Consider the following 25,420-nt stretch of genomic DNA (forward strand, 5'->3'; position numbering starts at 1 on the left):
CAAGTGCACACTATTGAGTTCTCAAAGACCAGACACCACCCGTACCAGCCAAAGCCTTCCGAACAGCAACCTGTCCAACTTACCACCCGAACCCGCTCTACGCAAATCCGACTCACTCAAACCAAATGAGCACCAGAATCACACCCCCATCAGGATGCGACCTCAGTGGTGAGATCGAGAGTCCCACCTTACACGCCCGCACAGACTTCAACAAGCCCCCCACGGGGTGATCTCAGCGAGATCCGACACGCAACCAAACCGGGCCGCTCTCGCGTCCCGCCCCCGTCGCGCTGACAAGGGAATACATTACGCACAAACCCCCACCCCCACAACAACCACCCACACCCCGGGCGTGTCCCCGCATGATTCCGCGGTTTCCGCCCACAGCACCTATTCCAGCCACCTGGCCTGGAACCCCCGGAAACAGACCGCAACTGGCCTGATTGGGCGGTTCAGTCCCCATTCCCGGGCGTGTCCCGCCCCTGCCGGCCCCGGTAATGCGAGAAACCGCTCGCCGTCGTCCCCACCGAGGTGGGGACGACGGCGAGCGGTTTCTGCGCCTGTGATGTGCCGGGTCCGTATCGAGCCTGCCGCGGCCCTCAGCCCTCCAGTCGCAGCGCGGCGGTCTCGTCGGCGCCGTCGAGCAGGTGCCCGGTGGGATTCGCGTCGCGCGGATCCCGAAGCCCCAGCGCGCCGCCCCTTCCGATCAGCACCATGAGCCCCAGGTACAGCAGGAAGCTCACCCCGAACGCCGGGATGTTCGCGCCGATCGGGCTCGGCATCACATAGGCGAGCACGTACGACAGCGCCGCGCCGATCACCCACACGCCCACGGCGATCCAGTTCACCCCGCCCGCGTACCAATACCGGCTCTCCGGCCGCTCGTGCAGGATCTGCCGCGAGTACCCGCGGCGCTTCAGCAGGTAGTAATCGGCGATCATGATCGCGAAGACCGGCACGAAGAACGCGCTGATGACGAACAGGAAGTCGGTGAACTGATTCAGCAGCCCTAGGAAGGTCGAGCCGATCACCGAGATCGCACCGAGCACGATCGCGGTGGGTAGGAACCTGAGGTGCCACTTCGACTGAGCATTGACCACCGAGGTGACCATGCCGAACACCACCATCGTGTTCGTCGCCATCACCGACAGGAAGATCGCGATGCCGAGCGGCCACCCGAACTCGGCCACGATCACCGACGGGTCGAACGGGATCGCCTCGTGGCCGCGCAGCAGCACGGTGCTGAAGGCGACCAGGCCCAGGAACATCGAGATCGACGTCGACAGGGTGTAGCCGATGCCCGATCCGACGATCCCGGCTGTGCTGCTCTTCGCGTGCCGGTTCATGTCGGCCGAGAGCACGGTCCACGAGATCGCGGTCGCGATGACCATGTCGAGTGTGATGAACGGGGTACCGCCCAGGGATGCGTCGACCGGGATCGCGGCGAACTCGGACGGGCTGAAGGCGCCGAACGCGGCCGCGAAGACGAAGCCCATGACCACGAGGATCGCGAGCGCCAGCCATGGCTCGACCCGAGAGATGCCCGTGTGACCGAAGATCGCGAGCACCACGACGATGGCCTGGCAGATCGCGGAGAAGAGCATCGGGTTCGAGAACCCGGTCGCCTCGTGCACGAGGTAGTTGACGGTGACCCCCGCGAGCATGGCCTGCACCCAGCTCCACCCCATCAGGATGATGAGGTTCGCGGCCGCGGGGAGCAGGCTGCCGCGGATGCCGAACGATCCGCGCGTGAGCGCCATGGTCGGCAGGCCGGTGCGGGTGCCCATGTTGCCGATCAGCACCAGCACCACGACGCCGATGAGGGTGCCGACCACGATCATGGCCGATGCCGTGCCGAACGAGACCGCCGGCGTGAACAGGGTGCCGGTGAGCAGGGTGGTGACGACGAGGTTCGCCGCGAGCCAGATCATCGCGATCCTCAGCAGCGATTGCGTGCCGCGGACCGGCCCAGCGGAGTCATCGTGGCCGTCGAGACTGACGGCCATAGTCTCGGGAGAGGTCACGCCGCGCCCTCCTCGGCCGGCACAGTCGAAAGGTGCTCGTGGATGGCCTCGAGTCCGTCCTCGACCGACCGGAAGATGATGCTCTCCCGCTCGACGTACGAGTCGGGGCCGTCTGCGGAGTCGATGCTCGTCGCGACGGTGTGGCTGAACACGGCTCCGCCGGGGAAGGTCTGCACGAGACGCTCACTGGAGCTGCAGGCCGTGACTCGCCATCCCGAGGCGAGCCATCCCGCCCAGAGCGATTCGTACTCGGCGCGGGAGTTCAGGCGGGCCGGCTCGGGGTGGAACACGAAGCTGGCGTCCGGGGCGAACCCGGCGAAGTAAGCGTCGGTATCGGTTGCGGCGAACGCCTCGATGATGGCGTCGGCCGCGGCGAGTACCTCGGCCTCTGTGGGGGTGCGCATGCGAATGCTCCCTTGGATTCTTGGTTCGATTGGAGGATCGCGGATCGGCACCCGCGTCTGCCGGGTGCGCGGGATCGGCGACCGGCACCGATCCCGCGCACCCGTCCGTGCGGATCAGTCGCGTCCGGCCATGGCGCTCACGAGCTCGTACACGACGTGGCTCGCGGCGACGGCGGTGATCTGCGCGTGGTCGTAGGCCGGGGCGACCTCGACGACGTCGGCGCCCACGATCTGCAGGTCGGCGAGACCGCGGATGAGTCGGAGCATCTCGCGGCTGGTGAGGCCGCCCGCCTCGGGCGTGCCGGTGCCCGGCGCGTGCGAGGGATCCAGCACATCGATATCGATCGAGATGTAGAGCGGCTTGTCGCCTACGCGCTCGCGGATCTTCTCGAGCGCGGCGGGGATCCCGTGCTCCTCGATGAACTCGCTGGTGACGATCTGGAAGCCGAGCTTCACATCGTCATCGAGATCGCTCTTGCCGTAGAGCGGGCCGCGGGTGCCGCCGTGCATCGAGGCGGTGAGATCGATGAGGCCCTCTTCCGATGCGCGGCGGAAGGGGGTGCCGTGCGTCGTGGGAGCGCCGAAGTAGGTGTCCCAGGTGTCGAGGTGGGCGTCGAAGTGCAGCACCGCGACCGGCCCGTGCTTCTTGTTGATGGCGCGCAGCAGCGGCAGCGCGATCGTGTGGTCGCCGCCGATGGTGACGATCTTGTCGACCTTCTCGCCGAGTTCGGTCGCGGCCTCCTCGACCTGGCGCACGGCCTCGTCGAGGCTGAACGGGTTCGCCACGATGTCACCGGCGTCGACGACCTGCTTGCGGGCGAAGGGAGAGATGTCCTGCGCCGGGTTGTAGGGACGCAGGAGACGCGAGGCCTCGCGCACGTGCGAGGGACCGAAGCGAGCGCCCGGGCGGAAGCTGACACCGGTGTCGAAGGGGACGCCGACGACCGCGATGTCGGCAGCGGGCACGTCCTCGATGCGCGGCAGCTTGGCGAAGGTTGCGATTCCGGCGTAGCGCGGGGTGAGGCTGGCGTCGACGGGCCCCTGGGGGGTGTGGTCGGTCACGTTCCCACTTCCTTTCGAAGTTGTCTTATAGTAAACATGCGAGTTCCATGAGAGAACTTGCACTCACTATAGGCTGGAGCATCCCGCAAGGTCAACGACACGACCGGGATCCGCCCGCCAGCGAAGAGGGAGAACGCTATGCGACCCGTGCACCCCACGGCCGACGAGACGCCGGTGCGGATCGGAGCCCAGCTGCGCTCCTCCCGCCTCGCCCAGGCGATGACGCTCGAGCAACTCGCCGGGGCGACCGGCTTGACGAAGGGCTTCCTCAGCCGCATCGAACGCGACGACACCATGCCGAGCGTGCCCACGCTCGTGCAGATCTGCCAGGCGCTCTCGCTTCCCGTCGGCAACCTGTTCGAGGCCCCCGACATGCAGCGCGTCGCTCTCGCGGAAGCGCCCCGCATCAACATGGGCGGCTCGGGCGCCGACGAACGCCTGGTCACCCCCCGCACGGAGGAGCGGGTGCAGCTGCTGCGCTCGTCTCTGAAACCTCACGCCAGCGGGGGCGACGAGCTCTACACCGTCAACTGCAGCGTCGAGACGATGCACGTGATCGCCGGCACCGTGAGCCTGGTGTTCGCGGGCCGCGAGGAGACGCTGGACGCCGGAGACACGCTGACCTTCCCGGGCCGCACTCCGCACAGCTGGCGCACCGGGGAGGCCGGGGCCGAGGTGGTGTGGGTGCTGGTGCCCGCCGCGTGGAGCGGATCGGCATAGCGGGTGGTCCCGCCCGCAACGGGCGGGACCACCCGATCCGGATCAGGCTTCGGTCTCGGTCTCGGTCTCGGTCTCGGTCTCGGGGATCAGTATCCCCCGCAGGCCGATACCGGCCTTGAGATCCTCGAAGGCGAGCTCCGCCTCCCGCAGGGGGCGAGTCGCACCCACGAGCTGGTCGAGCGGCAGACGCCCGGCGAGGTACAGCCCCGCGAGACGGGGGATGTCGATCGCGGCGACGCTCGATCCGTAGTTGCAGCCGAGGATGCGCTTGCCCTGATCCGCCAGATCGAAGGCGTCGATCGGCACCTTCGCACCGATCGGGGGCATGCCCACGACCACGGCCGCCCCGCCCGCCCGGATCATCGCGGGCAGCTGCTCGATGAGGCGAGGGCTGCCGACCGCTTCGAAGGCGTAGTCGGCCCCGCCGAGGTGCTCCTGGCACCAGGCGACCACGTCGACCGCCGTCCCGTCGAGGGTCACGGTCGCGCCGAAGCGCTCTGCGGCCTCGCGCCGCTCGGCGGAGAGATCGACCGCGACGATCGTGCCCGCCCCGGCCAGGCGCAGACCCATGATGGTCGCGAGGCCGACGCCCCCGCAGCCGATGACCACCGCCGTCTCACCGGGACGCACCTGCGCGGTGTTCACCGCCGCACCCACGCCCGTGGTCACCGCGCAGCCGAGCAGCGCGCCCACCTCGAACGGCAGCTCGGGCGCCACCTTGATCGCTGCCGAGCGCGGCACGACCACCTCGCCGGTGAAGGCGCCGAGACCGAGGAACGGCCACACCTCTTCGCCGTTCGAACTGAAGGCCGTACCACCGTCGGGCAGGACGTTCTCAACGGCGCGGGTGCCGGTGCAGAGCCAGGCCTTGCCCGAGGCGCAGCGATCGCAGCGGCCGCACGGCGCGAACCACGACAGCACGACGTGGTCGCCCGGCTGCAGCTCGACGCCTTCGCCGACCTCCGTCACGACCCCCGCAGCCTCGTGCCCCAGCACGAGCGGGCGCTCCTCGGGCCAGTCGCCGTTCAGGATATGCAGATCGGAGTGGCAGACCCCTGCCGCGCGGATCTCGACCGCGACCTCCCCTGCGCGCGGCGCGCGAACCGATACCTCGCGGACGCGGAGCCCCGCGCCGGGTTCGAAGACGATGGCTGGCGCGGTGGTGTTCATCGCGCGACCTCCTGTTTCTGCGCGGGATCCGCGACTTCGAGATGGGGTTTCTTCACGGCCAGATAGATCAGCCCGATCACGATGAGCACGCTGAACACCAGGATCACGGCCCACACCTGCACCCAGGTGCCGTCGACGGGCGCGAGCTCGACCCGCGGCCAGGCGACGTTGACGACCTCGAACAGCAGCCAGATCACGGCGATCACGTTGACGACCAGACCGAAGCGACCGAGCCTGAACGATCCGCGGCTCGGATCCCAGCGCCCGGTGAGGCGCGCCCACAGAGCGACCGACGCCACGATCAGGAAGACGATGTAGAAGCCGCCCGACCCGAACGAGATCAGCGTGGCCGCGGCGTTGCCGTTGAGGCCGAGCAGCAGACCGGCTCCGGCGAGAACGGCGGTGGTGACCAGAGAGACGTGGGGGATCTCCTTCTTCCCGATCCGCGAGAGCGGCTTCGCGAAGGGGATCTGGCGGTCGCGGGCGAAGCTGTAGACCATGCGCCCGATGTAGGTCTGGATCGAGATGGCGCAGGCGAAGAACGCGATGAGCACGACGACGATGAACGGCTTCTCGCTCCAGCCGCCGAACGCCTCGGTGATCGAGGCGAGCACCGGGTCTGCGAGCTCGCCGTTCACGGCGCGAGCCGGATCCTGCAGCGAGAGTGTCACGGCGGTGCCGCTCAGCAGCACCGTGATGCCGACGAACAGGAAGGATCGCAGCATCGCGCGCGGCACCGTGCGGCGCGGCTCGTGAGCTTCCTCGGCGACCTGGGTCGTCGCGTCGAAGCCGAGGAACGCCCAGCCCGCGACCGCGAGGCAGACCAGGAAGCCCGAGAACACCGACCCGCCCGCGTTCGCCTCGGCACCGAGGGTGCTGAACAGGGTGCCGAGATCGTTGTGCATGAAGAAGACGATCAGAAGCAGGCTCACCACGATCGAGGCCACACCCTCCGCGACGATCCCCGCGCTCAGGAAGTGCTTCACCGGGTTCACGCCCAGCAGGTTGATTCCCAGGGCGACGACGAGGAAGATCGCGCCGTAGAGCACGAGGCCGCCCGCGTTGTCCGCGGTGTCGCCGACGAGCGCCTTCATCCAGACTCCGCCGAGGTAGGCCACCGTCGAGAGCGAGGCGATGGCCGCCGCGAGATAGACCCACCCCGTCATCCACCCGAGCCTCGGCCCGGCGAGACGGCGCACCCACTGGTACACGCCGCCGGTCATGGGGAACTGCGAGGCGAGCTGGGCGTACACGGTCGCGACGAAGAACTGGCCGACGAAGGCGATCAGCACAGCCCAGAGCCACAGCGGGCCGGCGAACGTGAAGCCGAGCTGCACGACCGCGTAGATACCGACGACGGGGGAGATCGTCGCGAAGCCGAGCGCGAACACAGACCACAGCGAGAGGGAACGTTTGAGCTCCTGCTGGTACCCGTAGTCTGCGAGCTCGAGCGCGTCGCCGTCCCGGCCGCCGACGTCGTCGGAGGAGGGTGAGGGGGAGGACATGTCGGGGCTACCTTTCGTCGTTGAGAGATGGACGGATCGGGGCGGCCTCGCGACTGCGCCGTTCCGCCCCGTCGCGGCCCCGGTCAGACACGACAGTAGACGGGACGCGCCGTGATGGGAACCGAAAACAGAGAGATATTCGCGGTGCTCTGCGTTTACGTCCCCAACCTTCTCGAATCATGAGAGAATCGGTGGATATCAGGGTCGCCCCATCGCGAAACGGCCCGCCCGAGCCGAGAGATTCGAAGACCGTGGAGCACCGAGATCCCATCGCACCCCAGGTACTCAAGGCGCTGCGCGAGAACGGGCGGGCGAGCTACACCCGCATCGCGGAGTCGCTCGGCATCACCCGCAAGCGCGTCACCCAGATCGTGCAGCGGGCGGTGGAGCACGAGGAGATCGCCTTCACCGTGTCTGTGAGCCCCGATCTCCTCGCCCTGCAGCGCTTCGGCTACGTCCAACTGCGCCTCGACGGGCCGGCCGCCCCGGTCAGGGACGCCCTCGTGGCGATGCCGGAGACCACCTTCGTGGCCGACATCAGCGGCGACGCCCCGCTCGACGCCGAAATCCGCGTGCGGGCGGATCCGCATCTGCAGCAGACCCTCGACCGCATCCGCGGGCTCCCCGGGGTGCACGAGATGCAGACGCACCTGTACGAGAGCATCGAGATCAACCTCTACTCCCCGCTGCGCACGGACCGCGCCGGGTTCCGCCTCGACGCCGTCGACCGGGCGATCGTGCGGCACCTGCAGCTCGACGGACGCGCCTCGTTCCTGGACCTGGCCGAGGCCGCCGGGGTGTCTCCGAGCGGGGCCCGCCTGCACCTCAGGCGCCTCGTGCAGCACAACGCGGTCAAGGTCGTCGGCATCCCCGTGCGCCGCAACGCCCCCGGAGTGCCGACGCTCGGCGTCGGCATCCAGGTGCGCGGCGAACTACAGGCGGCACTCGAACGGGTGCGCGGCCTCGAGCCCGAGTTCCTCGCTGTGACCATCGGCGCCCACGAGTTGATCGCCACGTTCTCCGCCGACTCCGTCGAGCAGTTGCTCGACCTCTCGGATCAACTGCGGGCGAGCCCCGAGATCACCGCGATCCGCACCTGGACCAATCTGCGCATCGTCAAAGAGGAGTACGGGCGCGGCGACCGTCTCGCCGAGTGAGCGCCCCGGCGCTCAACCCGCGACGATCCCCGCCAGGGTCTTCTTGCCGCGGCGCAGCACGGCGAACCGCCCGTGCAGCAGATCCGCCGCCTCGAGCGCGCGATCCTCGGATTCCACCGCCGCATTGTTCACGTAGACACCGCCCTGAGCGATCGCGCGACGCGCCTCGCCCAGGCTCTTGACGAGACCGGTCTCGACCATCAGCTGCGCCACCGACGCCCCCGCGGTGCCCGCCGCCTGCGGCAGCTCCGACACCGCTCCCCGAAGCGTCGCCTCATCGAGCGCGGTGAGATCCCCGCGCCCGAACAGTGCCTCCGATGCGTCGATCGCGCCCTGGGCCGCCGCCGCTCCGTGCACCAGCGTCGTCACCTCGAGCGCGAGCCGCTTCTGGGCGGCGCGCTTGAAGGGCTCCTCGGCGACCTGGCGCTCGTAGTCCTCGATCTCGGCGCGCGACAGGAAGGTGAACACCTTCAGGCGGTCGATCACGTCGGCGTCGGCCTGGTTGAGCCAGAACTGGTAGAAGGTGTACGGCGAGCACATCTCGGGGTCGAGCCAGATCGCGTTGCCCTCGCTCTTGCCGAATTTCGTACCGTCGGCGTTCGTGATGAGCGGGGTGCCCACCGCGTGCGCAGACCGTCCCTCGACCTTGCGGATGAGGTCGGTGCCGCTCGTGAGGTTGCCCCACTGGTCGCTGCCGCCCGACTGCAGCACGCAGTCGTACTGGCGGTAGAGCTCGAGGAAGTCGAAGCCCTGCAGCACCTGGTAGCTGAACTCGGTGTAGCTGATCCCCTCGTCCGAGTTGAGGCGCGCCGCGACCGCGTCCTTCTTGAGCATGGTGCCGACGCGGAAGTGCTTGCCGATCTCGCGCAGGAAGTCGATCGCGCTCAGCGGCGCCGTCCAGTCGAGGTTGTTGACGAGCCGCACGGCGTTGTCGCCCTCCGCGGAGAGGAAGCGCGACACCTGGGCCTGCAGACGGGTCACCCACTCGCCCACGGTGTCGCGGCTGTTGAGCGTCCGCTCCGCGGTGGGGCGCGGATCGCCGATCAGCCCGGTGGATCCGCCGACCAGGCCGAGCGGCTTGTGCCCCTTGAGCTGCAGTCGGCGCAGCAGCAGCAGCTGCACGAGGTTTCCCAGGTGCAAGCTGGGAGCGGTCGGGTCGAAGCCGCAGTAATAGGTGAACGGCTCGCCCTCGAGCAGCTCGGACAGCGCCTCGGGGTCGGTCGATACGTGCACCAGCCCGCGCCACTGCAGCTCGTCCCACAGGGTGGGGAAACTGTCGTCGTTGCGCTGGGCGGCCAGGATCTCGGCTCGTTCTTCTGCTACAGACACGCCTCACATCGTACCGCGGATGATCCGGCTCGGCGTCACTCGCGGAACAGCATCATGCCACTCTGACTGCTCCAGATCCGCTCCTGCTCGGGGGCGTCAGCGGTACCCATGAGGCTCTCGGCCGGAATCGGGGTGCCGGCCGGATAATACGTGCCGAACGGGGCGCCCTCGGCGCTGAGCGCGACGGTGCCGTCGCCCTCGGCCGAGAAGCCGGTGAAGGGCCAGGTCTCACCCGTTTCTTCGATCGTGAAGTCCGGGTAGGCGATCGTCACGCAGCCGTAGGCCTCGTGGCTCTGCGGAGCCTCGCACCAGCGCCCGTTCGCCGCCTCGGGCCCCGATGCATCGGGCTCCGGCAGCGAGCGTCCGGCGAGCACCCAGGCCCGGGTCACCCGTTTCGTGGTGACGCTCTCCGCGCCCTCGCCGTCGGCGCCCACCGTGACCGTCCAGAGGTCCTCACCGCGATCGATGATGGGAGCCGAGTCGTCGTCGGGCACGAGCAGTTCCTCGAAGCGCTCACCGTCGCCGTCCAAGCGGGTGTAGGCCACCAGATAGCCGTCCGGCGGCATGAACGCCCCGCCGTTCACCGCGACGAACGTCGACCCGTCCTCGAGCTCGAGCCATAGCGGGTCGGGTTCGTCGGAGGCCTCGGTCGGGGCCGGTGCGGCGCCGTCCAGCTGGATCATCCGCAGGCTCGTCGCCTCCGGCTCGGCCTCGTCGAGGCACGCGATCCGGTCGCGCTGCTCGGTGAGCCAGCAGGCCGAGAGCGCGTCTGCGGTGCTGCCGCAGGCGACGGTGTTCTCGCCCGCTCCGTGCTCGGAGGCGCGGCAGGTGTCTGCGAGGATCGCGTAACCGCCCGCGAGAGTGCTGTCCTCGACGCTCCACTCGTCGGCCGTCGCGCCATCCTCGGTGAACGGGGCGACCTCGATGACCTCGGTCGCGGGCTCCGGCGTCGCGGTGGGGGTGCTCTCGGTGGGCTCCGGATCCGCCCCTCCTCCGCAGCCGGTGAGCCCGAGTCCCAGCACGACAGTCGCGGCGACGGTCAGCAGTGCGTTGCGTGCGCGCATTCGATCCCCCATTCGATAGTTGCGTCGATCTTGCTGGCGGACTACGCCCGGAACTCCGCGATCCGCTCCGCCAGGCGGGCGAGCTGCTCGTCGACGCGCACGCGAGCGGTGCCACCCGCGCCCGTGCGCGAGTTCACCGACCCCTCGATCGTGAGCACGTCGCGCACGCCCGGGGCGAGGTGCGGCGAGACCGCGGCGAGCTCGTCATCGCTCGGTTCGTGCAGCTCGATCCCGCGCTCCTCGCAGTACCGCACCAGCTCCCCCGAGATCTCGTGCGCGTCGCGGAAGATCACACCCTGCTTCACCAGCCACTCGGCGACGTCGGTGGCGAGCGAGAATCCCTGCGGCGCCAGCGCGGCCATGCGGGCGGTGTCGAAGCTCATCGTCGCGACCATGCCGGTGAACGCGGGCAGCAGCACCTCGAGCTGCTGCACAGAGTCGAAGACGGGCTCCTTGTCCTCCTGCAGGTCGCGGTTGTAGGCGAGCGGCAGGCCCTTGAGCGTGGTGAGCAGGCCCGTGAGGTTGCCGATGAGGCGGCCCGACTTGCCGCGCGCAAGCTCGGCGATGTCGGGGTTCTTCTTCTGCGGCATGATGCTGGATCCGGTCGAGTAACCGTCGTGCAGACGCACGAAGCCGAACTCCTTGGTGTTCCAGATGATGATCTCTTCGCTGAGGCGAGAGAGGTCGATGCCGATCTGGGCGCAGATGAAGGCGAACTCGGCGACGACATCGCGGGCGGCCGTGCCGTCGATGGAGTTCTCGAGCGGATCGCCGAGGCCGAGCTCGCCGGCGACGAGCCGCGGATCGAGGCCGAGCGAGGATCCCGCGAGCGCTCCCCCGCCGTAGGGCGAGGCGCTCGCGCGCTGCGACCAGTCGCGCAGGCGCTCGAGATCGCGCACGATCGGCCAAGCGTGCGCGGCGAGCTGGTGGGCGAGCAGCACGGGCTGGGCGTGCTGGAGATGCGTGCGGCCGGGCAGGATCGCCTCCGGGTGACGCGCCGCCTGCTCGGCGATGGCGTCGAGCAGGTCGAGCAGCATGCTCTTGATGACGGCGGCGTGGTCGAGCAGATAGAGGCGCACGAGAGTGGCGATCTGGTCGTTGCGGCTGCGGCCCGCGCGGAGCTTGCCGCCGAGCTGCACGCCCGTGATCTCGATGAGCAGGCGCTCGAGAGCGGAGTGCACGTCTTCGTCGTCCTCGGCGGGCACGGCCCGGCCGTCGGCCACGCGTGCCGAGAGCTCATCGAGGGCGGCGTGCATATCCTCGAGCTCCTGCGCGCTGAGGTATCCCGCTGCGGCGAGCGCGGAGGCGTGCGCCTTCGAACCGCGGATGTCGTACTGGGCGAGCACCCAGTCGAACTGGGTCGACTTGCTCAGCGCCGCGAGCGCGGGCGACGGGCCGCTCGCGAAGCGTCCACCCCAGAGGGCGCCGGCCTCCGCCGCTCGATTGCCGGTCTCGGTCTGCGTGTTCTCGTTCGCCTCAGTCACCCGTCCAGCTTACCTTTCGGGCGGGTTCCGGGGCGGGCCCGCCCCGCCCTTCGAAAGGCTCGGGGAGCGGCCGCGCCCTACCCCTGCGCGAGCAGCCAGGCCATGAGGGCCTTCTGCGCGTGCACCCGGTTCTCCGCCTCATCCCACACCGCGCTCTGCGGGCCGTCGATCACCTCGGGGGCGACCTCGTACTCCCGGTAGGCGGGCAGGCAGTGCAGGAAGACCGCGTCGGGATCCGCGTGACCCATCAGCTCGGGAGTCACCCGGTACTCGCCGAAGGTCGCGATGCGCGCGGCCTTCTCCTCCTCCTGCCCCATCGACACCCAGGTGTCGGTGATGACGGCGTCGGCGCCGCGCACCGCCTCGACGGGATCGGTGAAGATCGTCACGCTGCCGCCGGTCTCGGCGGCGATCCGCTTCGCATCCGCGACGATGTCTGCACGCGGGTGGTACCCCTCGGGGCCGGCGACGCGGATGTGGATCCCCGCGGTCGCGAAGCCGAGCAGGTAGGAGTGCCCCATGTTGTTGGCGGCGTCGCCCACGTAGGTCGCGGTGAGGCCGGCGAGTTCGCCCTTCCGCTCGCGGATCGTCTGCAGATCGGCGAGGATCTGGCAGGGGTGGAAGTCGTCGCTGAGCGAGTTGATCACCGGCACGGTGGCGTGCTCGGCCATCTCCTCGAGGCCCGAGTGCGCGTAGGTGCGCCAGACGATCAGCTCGACCATGCGCGAGAGCACCTTCGCCGTGTCGGAGATCGATTCCTTGCCGCCCATCTGGGAGTTCTTCGAATCCATGATGAGCGGGTTGCCCCCGAGGTCGGCTACCCCGACGGAGAAGCTCACCTGCGTACGCGTCGAGGTCTTGTCGAAGATGACCGCCGCGGTCTTCTGCCCCTCGAGCGGGCGGCGCGCGAAGCGATCTGTCTTGAGTTCGGCGGCGAGTTCGAGCACCTCGCGCTGCTCGGTGGGGCTCAGGTCATCGTCGCGAAGGAAGTGTCGGGTCACGCACCCAGTGTAACCGCGTCATGCGGAAGCGCTGGAAGCGTCGAAGTCGCCCTCCGCTCGGAGGCGGATCCTGTGGGCCGCCTGTATCGAGATCGCGTATGCCATCGCAATATCGGACACGGCTTCGTCGCGGGGGAGGAATGTCGAGGTGTGCAGGGCAGGCTCTTCCTCGCCGCTGCTGACCCCGACGAACATCATGACCCCCGGGAAACGCTCTGTGTAATAGGAGAAATCATCCGCGCCGCACGAACGCATCGGCTCCACGATCTCGACGCCGCGATCCTCCAGCGCACGGCTCAGTGCATGGGACAACTCGGGATCGTTGTAAAGCACCGGTTCTCCGCGAGTGATGACGACCTCGGCGCTGCAGCCGTGCACAGCGGCCACCTTCGAAGCCGTCTGGGCCAGCTCAGCGTGAAGGAAAGCCCGGTCGGAGGGGTGCATCGTGCGGATCGAGCCGCGTGCTCGGACTTCCGAGGGGATGACATTCGCTGCGCTGCCTGCGTTGATCGTACCGAAGGAGAGCACAGCCGGACGCATCGGATCGATCCTGCGACTGATGAGCATCTGCACCGCCCCGATCACCGCAGCCATGGCCACGATGGGATCACGCGCGTGATGGGGATACGCCGCGTGCCCGCCGATACCTCGCACCGTTATCGCGAATTCGTCGGCTGCGGCGTTGACCGCCCCCTCGCCGACAGCGACCCCGCCCGCAGGCACGCGCGGGTGCACATGCGCCCCGAAGACCTCACGCACCCCCTGCTGCTCCAGCAGGCCGCTCTCGCAGATGTCGCGGGCTCCTGAAGGGTATGCCTCCTCGCGGGGCTGCAGAATCAGCAGGAGAGCGATCGGCAGCATCACGCGCTGTGCAGCACGCGCGAGCGCCACGGCCGCCGCCACATGGACATCGTGCCCGCACGCGTGCATCGCGCCGTTCTTCGAAGCGAACGCCGCACCGGTCTCCTCCACGATCGGCAACGCATCGAGTTCTGCGCGCACCGCGATCGCGGGGCCGTCGCTCGGCCCGATACGTACCAGACCTCCCGTTCCTGCCACCGGATCCCACTCGGGCGATCCGAGTTCTTCAAGGACGAGGTCGCGAGTGGGACCTTCCTCACCGGAGATGCACGGCGCCATGTGAAGCCGTCTGCGCAACTGCAGCGCCGCCGGGATCTCCTCGGCCACAGCCGCGTAGAAGCGGTCCCACGGGTCAGCCGTCACTTCGGTCATCTTTCCTCTCCTGCCTGGTCCGACAGCAACTCAATACGCTTCGGCATAAACGCGATATCGGTCCTGCTCTGAAAGCGTGGCGTGCCAGGCGAGCTCCGCCCGCTTCACAGTCAGGAAGGTTTCGAGAAGCCGTTGCGGCAGCCAGGAAACCACCGTCTCATCCGCCTCCAGTCCCGCGATCGCCTCCACGAGGGACGAGGGCATTCGTCCGTGCGACGCGGAAGCGAGCTGCTCCTCCGTCAGCGTCTCCGGATCCCCCGAGACGACGTCGGGGGCAGGGAGGCCCGCGCGCACGCCCTCCAGCCCGGCGCGGATGAGCACCCCCAGCGCGATCCACGGATTCGAGGTCGCGTCGGCACCCCGATACTCGAGGTTGAACTGCTTGCGGTGATCTGCCCCGGGAGTGTCGAAGAGGGGGCAGATCCGCAGCAGCGCTTCTCGGTTGTTCTCGCCGAGGAACAGCCCGCCCACGCTCCAGCGCCCCGGAGCGAGACGCTCGTAGGATACGCCTGAAGATGCGGTGAGCGCTTGGAAGGCGGCGGCGTAGCGCAGCAGACCCGCGGCGAACGATCCGGCGGTCTCGGAGAGCCCGCCGGGGCGCGTCGGATCGTATGACACGGGACCCCCCTCCTCGTCAATGAGACTCACGTGGATGTGCACTCCGTTACCACCGCCGTCCCGTTCGACGATCGGACTGAAGGTGGCCCGCTCCCCTTCGGTCCGCACTACGTTGCGCACGATCTCGCGGAGCAGGATCGCGCGGTCGGCCGCCTGGAGGGCGGGCGCCGGAGCGAGGGTCACCTCCCATTGCCGGTCGCCGAACTCGGGGAGCCACATCTCAGGTTCGAGCCCGGCATCTCGCAGCGCCTGGATCACTTTCGAGCCGAGCGGTTCATACGTGAGCAGAGCTTCGAGGGAGAACGGTTTGCGACCGGGTACGCGGTCCGCGTCGCGGAGCATGAACTCGTGTTCGAATGACGAGATGACACGCAAGCCGGTCTCGCTCTCGAGATCCCGGATCGCCTCGCGCAGGAAGGTGCGCGGGCAGCAATCCCAGGGAGTTCCGTCGGGATTCACGAGGTCACCCAGCATCACCGTGACCGGCTGGCCTCCGGTCTCGTTGGCGATCGACGCACGAGTGGCGGGATCCGGGATGATCCGAAGATCCCCGATCGACCCGAACGGGTTCGGGGTGATGATGCGTCCGAAAGAGTCGAGCGCCAGGTTCGCCGGCACCCACCCCGAACCCGATCGCTCGTAGTCCTTCATCTCGTCGGCGGGGAAGGCGCGTCCCCGCACCTGGCCGGCGAGGTCCGAGGTGAGGATTGCGGCGATGGGCGTAGTCATATGGTCTTTCCTTTGCTGTTTGTCATGCGTCGCCGGCGCCGTCGCCGCTGACGCTCCTGTCGTTGAGGAGATCCTCGATTCCGTCGTAGCGGCGCACTCGGTCGACGGGATCGACGCCGAGCGCTTCGACCAGGGACGCGATGAGCGTCTCCACGAGGGCGAACCCGGGGGTGATCGAATCGAAGGGTGACGCCGCGACGACCGCGTTCGAGAGGAGGTAATCGGAGTGCCTCGCCGCCGGAGAGAGCCAGGGATCGGTGACGAGCACGGTCGCCGCCTTCTGGGTCTTCGCCTGTCGCATGAACGCGACGGTGGACTCCTGATATCGCCGGTAGTCGAAGGCGACGACGACATCCTTGCTGCCGATGTCGAGCAACGCGAACGCCCGCTCTTGCTGCGACGTGGGCACATGCGTGACGTTGGGCCGCAGATGCCGCAGGTGCATCGACAGGTATTCTGCGAGCAGCCGGCTGAAACGGCCGCCCGTCGTCCACACGCGACGCTTCGTATTGGCGAGCAGGGCCACAATCGCCTCGAAGTCCTCCATCGGAAGACCGGAGAAAGTCGCGGTGATCCCCTGCTCGATCACCCGCTGCGAGTGATCCACAGCGCCGTTCTGCGTCGCGTCGGATTCGTCGTACATGGTGGCGGGGGACGAGGTGCGAGCCGCGATCTCGCCGTGCAGCAGTTTCTGCATGTCCGGGTAGGAGCCGATGCCGAGCTTGGAGAGCAGCCGCAACACGGTGGGGGCGCTCACGTTCGCCCGCTCGGCCAATCGATTCACCGGTTCGAGGCCCGCGACCGGGTAATCTGCGAGGAGCGCTCGTGACACGCGCTTCTCCGCGGGGCTCAGCTGCTCGTAGGACTTCTTGAGAACCTCTGCGAGTGTCAGTGATTCATCCATGTGCGAGATCCTGCTTCCTTCGACGTTGCGGCAGACCGAGCTCTCGGATACCCATGAGTCCGGTCGGAGCCTTGATCAAAGCAAGGATAAGGATCGCGGAGAGCACCAAGTCGGTCACCCCGCCGGGCAGAGCGAATCCGGTGAACTGCCCGTCCTGCAGGCGACGGAGCAGTTCCTGCAGCACGCTGATCGAGATCGCTCCGATCACCGCTCCGCTCGTGGAGAGATAGCCCCCGAGCACGATCATCACGATGAAGCCGAAAGTGAGCGACAGGAAGAAGGTCTTCGACGAGAACGTCGTCAGGAAGGCCGCGTAGAGCGCTCCTCCGACTCCGCTCACAGCGGCGCTGAGCACCCATGCGGTGGCGCGGTGGCGACCGACAGCGATGCCTGACGCGAGCGCTGCTTCCGGATCCTCGCGCGAGGCCCGGAGCTGCAGGCCGCTGCGGCTGTTCTTGTACCAGAGCGCCACCACGGTTGCGATGCTCGCGCACAGGAACACCACGAGCGGCGTCGTCAGCTTCGGAAGCCCGATCATCGCCGAGGAACCCCGCGTCACCGCCGTCCAGGAGTTGACGACCGTGAAGGTGATGACCAGCAGGGCAAGCGTGGCGATGCCCGACTGGAGTCCGCTCAGACGAGCCATGGCCGGGGCGGTGAGGAGAGCGAAGAGCGCGGCGCAGACGCCCGCGATGACCAGCACGAGGGGGAACGGCGCCTCGACCTCCCGCAGGAAGACGAGCGGTTCTGGGAGGTCCGAGAACATGCTCTTCTTCAGAGCCGGGGGAATCGTGAGATAGGCCGCGGTGTAGGCTCCCACAGCCATGAAGGCGACGTGCCCGAACGACATGATCCCCGAGTTGCCCGAGTAGATCGAGATGCCGAGCACCACCACCACCGCGACGAGACTGCCCACCGCGACCCGCTCGATGATGGGGTCGGTGAAGGCTCCGAGCAGGGCTATGGCGCCCACGATCGCGATGAGCATCGCGCCGGTCGCGAGCACCCGTTTCCGATTTCGGCTGAACAGATTCATGACACACGCACCTTTACGCCGGAGAGCAGCCCCTGAGGCCGGATTACGAGGATTCCGATGACAGCCGCATACAGGAACGCATCCCTGAATGCGATCAGCTCGGTGGGCAGGAAGGTCTCGAGCAGGACCGTCCCCATGCCCAGCAGCAGACCACCGAACGCGGCCCCCTTGAGGCTCCGCATCCCGCCGACCACCGCGCCGACGACGCCGATGAGGAGAGGCTGCAGGCCCATCTCGGCGCCCACCGCGCCCTGCTTCGCCACCAGCACGATGGCCGAGACCGCGGCGATCGCGCCGGAGATGGCGAACGCGCTCATGATCACGAACGACCCTCGCACGCCCAGTACCTTCGCCATCTCGAAGTCTTCGGCTGCCGCTCGCAGCTGGACGCCGAGGCTGGTGCGCTGCATCACGATGGCGAGCAGCGCGATCATCGCTGCGCTCAGCACGAGGGTGAGGATCTGGAGCATGCTGATGCGCGCCCCGAAGAGCGAGATCGAGTGCTGCAGGAATCCCTGCGGAGGCACCCCCTGCACCTTCGGCAGCGCGGTCATGCGCGCGATCGCCTGCAGTGCGGAGCTCACGGCGAAGGACGCGATCATGAGCGTGACGGGGTCGGCGTTCCGAAGCGAGCGGAACGCGACCCTCTCGGTCAGCACCGAGACGATGACGGCGGCGACGATGGCGAGAGGCCAGCTCACCCACCAGGGCGAGTCCTTGAGCATGAGCAGCACCACGGCGCCCGCCATGATCGTCTCGCCGTAGGCGAAGTTCATCAGGCCGAGGATGCCGAAGAGCAGCGCGATCCCGAGGGTCAGCAGGGCATAGAACGTTCCGAGGCCGAGCATGTCGACGATCAGCTGGATCCACATGGTTCAGTCCCCCTTCTCTGCGGTCTCGCCGAGAGGCGAGAATCCCAGGTATTCGACGACCTCGGGGTTTGCGGCGAGCGCTCGTGCGTCGCCGTCGCCGAGGATCTTGCCGGGCGCCTGGATCACGTAGGAGCGATCGGACACCGCAATCGAACGCACCGCATTCTGCTCCACCAACAGAATGGTGACCCCCTCTGCGTTCAGTTGCTGGACCACGTCGAAGATGAGATCGACGATGATGGGTGCCAGGCCGAGCGTGGGCTCATCGAGGAGCAGGAGTCGGGGCCGGATCATCAACGCTCGGGCGATGGCCAGCTGCTGCTGCTCGCCTCCCGAGAGCAGACTGGCTCCGCGGCTCCAATACTTCCTGAGGATCGGGAAGCGTTCGAGCTGGGATTCGATGTCCGCGTCGACCTCGTGGCGATCACGACGCGAGATCGCCCCGAGCCGCAGGTTCTCACCCACGCTGAGCGAGGCGAACACTCCGCGGTCCTCCGGCACGTACGCGATGCCCGCGGGGATGCGCTGCGCCCCCTTCGCGGTGAGGTCGAGGTCCCCGTATCGGATACTGCCCGAGAGCGGGGCGACGATGCCCGCGATCGACTTCAGAATGGTCGACTTTCCCGCACCGTTCTGACCGAGCAGGGAGACGATCTCCCCGTCGCGGACCTCGATGGAGGCGCCCTGCACCGCGACGATTGACTTGCCGTAGCGGACGAACAGATCTGTCACTTCAAGCGTGGACACGGTCACCCCTTTCCGAAGTAGATCTCGATGACCTGCGGATCTTTGCGAATCGTCTCGGGATCCCCCGAGACGACGGTCCGACCGCTGTCGAGCACGTGGAGGCGATCGCACGTGCCCATCACCACTGTCATGTCGTGCTCGACGAGCAGCACGCCGAGTCCGCGCTCACGCGCGAACGAGGCGATGATCCGGATGAGTTCCAGCGCCTCGGCCTCGTTCTGGCCCGCCGCCGGCTCATCGAGCAGCAGGTACTTCGGCTGGAGGGCGATCGCACGGGCGATGCCGACGCTGCGTACCTGCCCCGCGGGCACGGCATCTGCGCGTATCTCAGCGAGAGCCCCGAGCCCGAGCTCTTCGATGGTCTCAACGGCCACCCGCCGGGCCTCGCGTCGTCGCATCCCCGCGCCGAGTGCCGCGGCCTCGATATTCTCCTCGACGGTCAGCCGGCCGAAGACCTTCACACTCTGGAAGGTGCGCACGAGACCGGCCCGCGCGCGGTTGCGCAGCGTCTTACGGGTCACGTCTGCACCGTCGAGGAGGATCCGACCCTCCGAGGGGCGCAAGACGCCGCTCAGCATGTTGAGCGTAGTCGTCTTTCCTGAGCCGTTCGGACCGATGAGCCCGAGCACCTCTCCGGGTTCGAGCCGGAGACTGACATCATCGACCGCTCGCACGCCGTCGAAGTGCATTCCTCCGTGCTCGAGCACGAGTGCCTGCTCGGTCATTGCGCATCACCTCGATCGGGCTGATGCGGGCGGGATCGCCCAGGTGTCCCACACATCATCATGCGGTCTCCATTCCATAGCCGGATCGGGCCGTTCCGATCCGCTCGACAGTACCTACCATGGGTAACATGTACTTAAAATCTGGAAGAAAATGTAACAAGAAGTACATCCCCCTCAAAGAGTACCGTACGTTACATTTACAACACAACTTCAATTTTTCTACTGCTTTATTCGAAGTCGAAGAATCCCTTGCCGCCTGATTGGAGCCCCATGAAACAGCCTTCCCTGCGCGACCGCATCCAGCGGCTCCCACTCGTCGATCACCACGTGCACAGCGTGCTCCAGCGAGATGTCGCCGCGCCCGAGTTCGAGTTGCTGCTCACCGAGTCCGCGCTGCCCGCTCCAGAAGGCACGAGCCACCTGGACTCCCAAGTCGGGTTCGCCCTTCGCCGGCACTGCGCCCCGGTCCTCGACCTGCCGAGGCATGCAGAGCCCGCAGACTATCTCGAGCGACGCTTGCACCTGGGCCACGAGGAAGTCTCTCGGCGCCTCCTACGCGCGAGCGGCGTCGCGGAATCACTCATCGACACCGGCTCCGTGGGAGGAGAGACCGAGCTCGCCTCGAACGCCGACTTCGCCGCCTTGGCGTCCCAGGAGGTGCGTGAAATCGTCCGCCTCGAGTCCGTTGCCGAGCATCTTCTGGAGTCGGGTCTCGCAGCTGCGGAGTTCCCGGCCGCATTCCGTGCGGCTCTGTCCACGGCGAGCAGGGCGGCAGCAGGATTCAAGAGCATCATCGCCTACCGTTTCGGCTTCGATTTCGAACCGGCTCGGCCCAGCGACGAGGAGACCGTCGCCGCGGTTCGCAGGCTCGATGCGGACGGTCGACGACGACTCTCCGATCCCACCGTGCTGCGCTTCCTCCTCTGGTGCGGCGCCGACACCGGCCTCCCCGTGCAGCTTCACGTGGGTTACGGCGACGCCGACCTCGATCTTGCGCGCTGCAACCCCGCGCTGCTCATGCCATGGCTGCGGCTGCTGCCCGAAACCGCCTCACCCGTCATGCTGCTGCACTGCTACCCGTACCACCGTGAGGCGGGCTATCTGGCGCAGGTCTTTCCGCGCGTCTACTTCGACCTGGGGCTCGGCATCAACTACTCGGGGGCGGCATCGGTGGCCATCATCAGAGCGGGACTGGAACTCGCGCCCTTCAGCAAGCTCCTCTACTCGAGCGACGCGTGGGGCGTCCCCGAACTGCATTTCCTCGGCGCCCAACTCTGGCGAGCCGGCCTCGCGATCGCGCTGCAGGACTTCGTCGATCGAGACGAGTGGAGCGAGGTCGAAGCGCTCCGCATCGCCCGCATGGTGTGCCACGACAACGCACGCCGGGTTTACGCGCGGTGACGCAGAGGACGGGCCCGGGAAATGTCTACCCGGGCCCGTCACCGCTCCCCTCAGGAGGCGGAGCAGGGGTTACCGTCGCCGAGATCCGGCACCAGCTTCGCCGTGTGCTGCTCGACGAAGGTTGCCGATCCACCGGCCACATTCACGATCGACATCGGGAAGTCGATGATCTTGTGGCAGGTGTCTGAGAAGTAGGTCATCTCGCCGATCGGCGTGTCCACCGGCCCGGCCGACTGCAGCGCGTCCCGCACGCTCGCCCCCGACCCGGTGTCGGCTCCGCTGAGCGCGTTCTGGATCGCCAGCATCATGTTGTACCCGAGGAGCGCGTACGAGCTCGACGGACCCGACCCGCTGCTCTCCGTGAAGTCCGCGACAAAGGCATCGAGATCCTCCTGGGTCGCCGCGCCCGAGCAGTACTCGTAGCACGCGAATGCGGTGTAGTAGACATCGCTCGCACCGCCGAGGATATCGAGCAGCGTCTGGCCGTCGAGAGCGTTGGGGCCGACGAGCGGTACGTCGATGCCCGCCTCTCGGATCTGCTTCATCGCCGTAGCGCCGGCAGGATTCCAACTGGCGACGTAGATGAAGTCAGGCGCCTCGGGGAGAGCCTTGATGCTCGAGATCTGGGCGCTCACGTCGATGTTGTCGCCGCCGGGAAAGCTGTCCTTCCCGACGATCGTGCCTCCCAACTCCTCGAAGGCACCGGCGAAGTAGGCTCCCGCCGACTTCGTGTATTCGATGCTCTCGTCTTGCAGCAGGTAGGCGTTCTCCCAGCCCTGCTCGAAGGCCCAGGAGGCGCCGGTGGCCCCCTCGACGTCCGAACCCGCGTTCGCCGTGAAGCTGAAATCGCCGATCGTGGTGAGATCGGCAGTCTTCGGGTCGCCGGCGCAGATCGAGACCGCCGGCACCTCGGCTGCCTGGGCCGCGATGAGTGCCGGGGAGCTCAGGTCGAAGTCGCAGGGAGTCACGATGAGGTCGACCCCCTCCTGCAGGAACTCCTGCGCGACCACCCCGACGGTCTCGGGGTCCGACGCCACGTCCTTCTGAATCATTCGGATCTGCCGACCGTCGATCCCGCCGTCGGCATTGATCTGGTCCACCGCGAGCTTCGCCGCCGCACCGGGTTCGGCGTCGAAGCCAGCCATGTTGCCGCTCTGGGAGAGCGCGAACCCGATGGTGATGTCTTCGTCGCCGCCGCCCGCACCTCCCCCGCCATTCCCGGATTCCGAGCACCCCGCCGTGACGACGAGCACGAGGGCCGCTCCCGCGGCCACAGCGCCGCGAAGGCCTCTCGATTTCCAATTCATCTTGTTCACTGCCTTTCTATACTTCATTGAATAGAATGTTTTCGGAGAGCCGGAGCTTCGGAACCGGTGGTTCCGAAGCTCGACTCCGCTCCAGAAGATCGGCCGCCATCAGACCGCCGCAGCCGCCGCGAAGGCCGTTCGAGCCGCTTCGATCGCTCGATCGATGTCCTCCTCGCTCGTGGCCGCGTTGAGTCGCCGGTCACCCGTGGCCGATGTGGTCTCGAGCACGCCCTGCTCCAGAAGAGACGCCTGGTAGGCGGCGTAGCGCTCCAGGTTCACGTCCATCGTGTCGCGGAAGTTCCGAGGCGCCTCCGCTCGGAAGTACACTGCCCACTCCGACCCGAGGCCGGTCACGACAGCTTCGACGCCCGTCTCCTCGATGGCGCTGGCGTACCCGGAGCGCAAGCGCTCCCCAAGCGCGTAGATGCGAGAGATCGTGTCTTCTCGCTCCATGATGGCGAGGGTCGCGTTCGCGGCCGCGATCGCGTACGGGCTGGCATTGTAGGTGCCGTCGATCGTCGCCTCGCCCTGCTTGTACGCCCCGAGATGCCCCATGAACTCGTCGCGGCCGGCAAGGCCCGCCAGCGAGTAACCATTGGCGATCGCCTTGCCGAAGGCAGTGAGATCGGGGATCACGCCGTTGACCGATTGGATTCCCCCGAGCGCGGCCCGGAAGCCGGTCTTCACCTCGTCGAGCACGAACAGCACTCCGTGAGCAGTGCAGAGCTCTCGCAGCAACTCGAGGAAACCCGGCTGCGGCGGCACACAGCCGAAACTGTGGATGTACCCTTCGGCGAACGCTGCGGCGAGATCCGAACCGTGCTGTTCGAATGCGGCGCGCAACCCGGCCTCGTCGTTCCACTCGACGACGACGACGTCACCCGTGACCCCGGGGTGGAGTCCCGCACTGTTCACGGTGTCGAGCGGAGCCGCGGGAGTGAGGTCGCTGCGCGCGCCGCCCACGGCGACGTGGTCGCTCCACCCGTGGTAGCTCCCGTGAAACTTGAGCAGCTTCATGCGCCCCGTCGCTGCCCGCGCGATATGAGCGGCGTGCATGGTCGCGTCGGTTCCCGAGGTGCAGAACACGACCTTGTGCGCCGAAGGCATCAGCTCGCAGACCTTCTCGGCAAGCTCGATCTCCCCGAACTGGGGCCCGACCCCCGTCAGGTCGCAGGTGTTCGCCGCCTCGAGCACGGCTTCGTTCACCCGCGTATCGGAGTGGCCGAGGATGATCGGCCCCCAGGCGTTCAGGAAGTCGAGGTACCGGTTTCCCTCCTGATCCCAGAGGTAGGCCCCTTTCGACTTCACGAAGACCTGCTCCCAGCCGAGCCGATGCCCTGAGGAGGCCCCTCGGGGGATCACCTTCCGAGCCTGCTCCCAGCGCTGGGACGACGGCGTTTCATTCGACATTGAATTTCCTTTCATTGACCGAGGTCGTTGGTTCCCGCCCGGGGAGCATCACACGAGCGTTCCACTGAGGTAGGCGGAGCTCAGGCGCTCGGCCAGCATGACGACGGGAAGGTGGGTGTTGGCGCTGGGGACCTCGGGCAGAATCGACGCATCCCACACCGCCACGCCTTCGAGGCCGAACACGTTGCCGAGTTCGTCGACCACGGCGTCCGGATCATCCTGGCTTCCCATGCGCGCGGTACCCACCGCGTGGAAGTAGTCTCCGACGTACGTAGAGAGCCAGCGATCGAAGTACGCATCATCCTGCAGTGCGTCGAGGGGCGTCCCCTTCTCGTCGATGAATGCCTGCTCGATGATCTCCGAGAAGGCTTCACCCGCGAGAACGGTCCTCACAGCGTCGATCGCTTCGCGCATCGCGCGCCTGTCGTCGGGATGAGAGAGCATCTGCTCATCGACGATCGGGGGTGCGAGCGGGCGATCCGGGTGGAGCCTCAGCGATCCCTTGGACTTCGTGCGCATCACCGCCGCCATGAGCAGACCGTGCGCGGCGGGCGTGCTGGCGATCAGCTCTCCGTGCAGCGGCAGCAAGTGCAGGTCACCCTCCCCCACCGAGGAGGACAAGCGCATCACCGAGCCGATGCAGGGGATACCCCGATTCGCGGACCGATACTCGGGCTTCATCGAGAAGTAGACCGACGCCGCGGGGTGGTCCTGCAGTCCTTGCCCGAGTCCCGGCAGCTGCACGCCGCTGCGCATGAGTACGCAGGGGCTCTCGAACACTCCTGCGCAGAGGATCACTTGGTCGCCGTGCACTTCCTCGCCATCTGCCAGAACCACGCCGCGAACCCGCTCGCCGTCGAGGATCAGACGATCGACCTGACTGTCCGGGCGGATCACGAGGTTCTCCCTCTCGCGGGCCGGATCAAGCCAGAGCTCGAGCGACGAGCGTCGGTACTTCCGATCGGCGGTGCGGTAGAGCAAGGCGCTCCCGTCCTCGGGCGTGAAAGCGTCGACGTCATCGCGCAACCCCAGCTCCCGTCCCGAACGGAGCAGCGCCCGGTCGACCGGTGTCTGCTCGTCGAAGGACGATCGCACCAGTGCGGGCTTGAGCTTCGCGAACCAGGGTTGCACGTTCGACCACGACCACGATCGCAGTCCGTAGCGATCCGCATAGTTGTCATAGTCGCCCGGCAGGCCGGGCAGGGCGAGCATGGCGTTGGTCGAAGCCGATCCGCCGACGCCGCGGCCCCGCTGATAGAGGCGGGATTCGCCGCCCTGCACCTTGGTGGCGAAGAGGTCGGGATAGAAGGCGTCGCGGTGGCCGAGCGCGTCCATCCAGTTCAGCGATTGCAATTGGGCGTCGCCGCCACGGTCCGCACCCGCCTCCAGCAGGATGACGGTGCGATCAGGGTCCTCCGTGAGCCGGGCAGCGGCGACGCAGCCCGCGCTGCCTGCTCCGACGACGATGACGGTTTCAGTCACGATGAAGCCTCTCCTTCGAGCATTCTTGTACGGGTC

The 25,420-nt window shown here is 67.5% G+C and carries 22 protein-coding genes; 3 read left to right on the top strand and 19 right to left on the bottom strand.

Annotated features, from left to right (window positions below; translation table 11 throughout):
• Positions 1–599 precede the first annotated feature (599 nt).
• The 3 genes from AC0KXF_RS10075 to speB all read right to left on the bottom strand — a co-directional run bounded on the left by AC0KXF_RS10075 (position 600) and on the right by speB (position 3,490).
• Entirely contained in the window at positions 600–2,024 is a 1,425-nt protein-coding gene (locus AC0KXF_RS10075) for a purine-cytosine permease family protein (RefSeq protein WP_473109056.1), read from the bottom strand.
• Positions 2,021–2,428: a YybH family protein gene (locus AC0KXF_RS10080; RefSeq protein WP_473109057.1), complete on the bottom strand. Its 408-nt coding sequence runs from the start codon at positions 2,426–2,428 to the stop codon at positions 2,021–2,023. The genes AC0KXF_RS10075 and AC0KXF_RS10080 overlap by 4 nt, the downstream gene beginning before the upstream one ends.
• A gap of 114 nt (positions 2,429–2,542) precedes the next feature.
• Positions 2,543–3,490, bottom strand: coding sequence for an agmatinase (gene speB, locus AC0KXF_RS10085; RefSeq protein ID WP_473109058.1), 948 nt, complete (start codon positions 3,488–3,490; stop codon positions 2,543–2,545).
• 138 nt (positions 3,491–3,628) lie between these two features.
• On the opposite strand from speB, the gene AC0KXF_RS10090 reads away from it, so the two are divergent.
• Complete coding sequence (locus tag AC0KXF_RS10090; RefSeq protein ID WP_473109059.1) at positions 3,629–4,210, top strand: helix-turn-helix domain-containing protein; 582 nt, start codon at positions 3,629–3,631, stop codon at positions 4,208–4,210.
• Between the two features lie 42 nt (positions 4,211–4,252).
• Here the strand turns inward: AC0KXF_RS10090 and AC0KXF_RS10095 are convergent, their stop codons facing one another.
• Together AC0KXF_RS10095 and AC0KXF_RS10100 are read right to left on the bottom strand one after the other, a co-directional pair.
• Positions 4,253–5,380: a zinc-binding dehydrogenase gene (locus AC0KXF_RS10095; protein ID WP_473109060.1), complete on the bottom strand. Its 1,128-nt coding sequence runs from the start codon at positions 5,378–5,380 to the stop codon at positions 4,253–4,255.
• Entirely contained in the window at positions 5,377–6,885 is a 1,509-nt protein-coding gene (locus AC0KXF_RS10100) for an APC family permease (protein ID WP_223043091.1), read from the bottom strand. The genes AC0KXF_RS10095 and AC0KXF_RS10100 overlap by 4 nt, the downstream gene beginning before the upstream one ends.
• A gap of 251 nt (positions 6,886–7,136) precedes the next feature.
• On the opposite strand from AC0KXF_RS10100, the gene AC0KXF_RS10105 reads away from it, so the two are divergent.
• Positions 7,137–8,042, top strand: coding sequence for an Lrp/AsnC family transcriptional regulator (locus tag AC0KXF_RS10105; RefSeq protein ID WP_473109061.1), 906 nt, complete (start codon positions 7,137–7,139; stop codon positions 8,040–8,042).
• 12 nt (positions 8,043–8,054) lie between these two features.
• Here the strand turns inward: AC0KXF_RS10105 and tyrS are convergent, their stop codons facing one another.
• From tyrS to AC0KXF_RS10160, 11 genes are all read right to left on the bottom strand, one after another.
• Positions 8,055–9,371, bottom strand: a complete 1,317-nt coding sequence (tyrS, locus tag AC0KXF_RS10110) for a tyrosine--tRNA ligase (protein WP_473109062.1) — start codon at positions 9,369–9,371, stop codon at positions 8,055–8,057.
• Between the two features lie 35 nt (positions 9,372–9,406).
• Positions 9,407–10,435 (bottom strand): hypothetical protein, encoded by a 1,029-nt coding sequence (locus tag AC0KXF_RS10115; protein WP_473109063.1) that lies wholly within the window; start codon positions 10,433–10,435, stop codon positions 9,407–9,409.
• A 41-nt stretch (positions 10,436–10,476) separates the two neighbouring features.
• Positions 10,477–11,919: an argininosuccinate lyase gene (argH, locus tag AC0KXF_RS10120; protein ID WP_473109064.1), complete on the bottom strand. Its 1,443-nt coding sequence runs from the start codon at positions 11,917–11,919 to the stop codon at positions 10,477–10,479.
• A gap of 77 nt (positions 11,920–11,996) precedes the next feature.
• Complete coding sequence (gene argF / locus AC0KXF_RS10125) at positions 11,997–12,920, bottom strand: ornithine carbamoyltransferase (protein WP_473109065.1); 924 nt, start codon at positions 12,918–12,920, stop codon at positions 11,997–11,999.
• A gap of 18 nt (positions 12,921–12,938) precedes the next feature.
• Positions 12,939–14,153: a M20 metallopeptidase family protein gene (locus AC0KXF_RS10130; RefSeq protein ID WP_473109066.1), complete on the bottom strand. Its 1,215-nt coding sequence runs from the start codon at positions 14,151–14,153 to the stop codon at positions 12,939–12,941.
• A gap of 30 nt (positions 14,154–14,183) precedes the next feature.
• A complete protein-coding gene (locus AC0KXF_RS10135) occupies positions 14,184–15,500 on the bottom strand; it encodes a type I glutamate--ammonia ligase (RefSeq protein WP_473109067.1) in 1,317 nt (438 codons plus the stop codon).
• A 22-nt stretch (positions 15,501–15,522) separates the two neighbouring features.
• Positions 15,523–16,404, bottom strand: coding sequence for a MurR/RpiR family transcriptional regulator (locus AC0KXF_RS10140; protein WP_473109068.1), 882 nt, complete (start codon positions 16,402–16,404; stop codon positions 15,523–15,525).
• Positions 16,397–17,440, bottom strand: coding sequence for a branched-chain amino acid ABC transporter permease (locus tag AC0KXF_RS10145; protein ID WP_473109069.1), 1,044 nt, complete (start codon positions 17,438–17,440; stop codon positions 16,397–16,399). The genes AC0KXF_RS10140 and AC0KXF_RS10145 overlap by 8 nt, the downstream gene beginning before the upstream one ends.
• Positions 17,437–18,312, bottom strand: coding sequence for a branched-chain amino acid ABC transporter permease (locus AC0KXF_RS10150; RefSeq protein WP_473109070.1), 876 nt, complete (start codon positions 18,310–18,312; stop codon positions 17,437–17,439). The genes AC0KXF_RS10145 and AC0KXF_RS10150 overlap by 4 nt, the downstream gene beginning before the upstream one ends.
• Before the next feature lie 3 nt (positions 18,313–18,315).
• On the bottom strand, positions 18,316–19,059 hold the full coding sequence (locus tag AC0KXF_RS10155; protein ID WP_473109071.1) for an ABC transporter ATP-binding protein: 744 nt from the start codon (positions 19,057–19,059) through the stop codon (positions 18,316–18,318).
• Positions 19,060–19,061: 2 nt separating this feature from the next.
• Positions 19,062–19,784, bottom strand: a complete 723-nt coding sequence (locus AC0KXF_RS10160) for an ABC transporter ATP-binding protein (protein WP_473109072.1) — start codon at positions 19,782–19,784, stop codon at positions 19,062–19,064.
• Positions 19,785–20,054: 270 nt separating this feature from the next.
• Between AC0KXF_RS10160 and AC0KXF_RS10165 the strand changes: the two genes are divergently transcribed.
• Positions 20,055–21,185 (top strand): amidohydrolase family protein, encoded by a 1,131-nt coding sequence (locus tag AC0KXF_RS10165; protein ID WP_473109073.1) that lies wholly within the window; start codon positions 20,055–20,057, stop codon positions 21,183–21,185.
• A 50-nt stretch (positions 21,186–21,235) separates the two neighbouring features.
• Here the strand turns inward: AC0KXF_RS10165 and AC0KXF_RS10170 are convergent, their stop codons facing one another.
• From AC0KXF_RS10170 to AC0KXF_RS10180, 3 genes are all read right to left on the bottom strand, one after another.
• Positions 21,236–22,492: an ABC transporter substrate-binding protein gene (locus tag AC0KXF_RS10170; protein WP_473109212.1), complete on the bottom strand. Its 1,257-nt coding sequence runs from the start codon at positions 22,490–22,492 to the stop codon at positions 21,236–21,238.
• A gap of 108 nt (positions 22,493–22,600) precedes the next feature.
• Positions 22,601–23,902 (bottom strand): aspartate aminotransferase family protein, encoded by a 1,302-nt coding sequence (locus AC0KXF_RS10175; RefSeq protein ID WP_473109074.1) that lies wholly within the window; start codon positions 23,900–23,902, stop codon positions 22,601–22,603.
• Positions 23,903–23,950: 48 nt separating this feature from the next.
• Positions 23,951–25,384 (bottom strand): GMC family oxidoreductase, encoded by a 1,434-nt coding sequence (locus tag AC0KXF_RS10180; RefSeq protein WP_473109075.1) that lies wholly within the window; start codon positions 25,382–25,384, stop codon positions 23,951–23,953.
• Between the last annotated feature and the right edge of the window lie 36 nt (positions 25,385–25,420).

This window comes from Leucobacter holotrichiae (genome assembly GCF_055791005.1).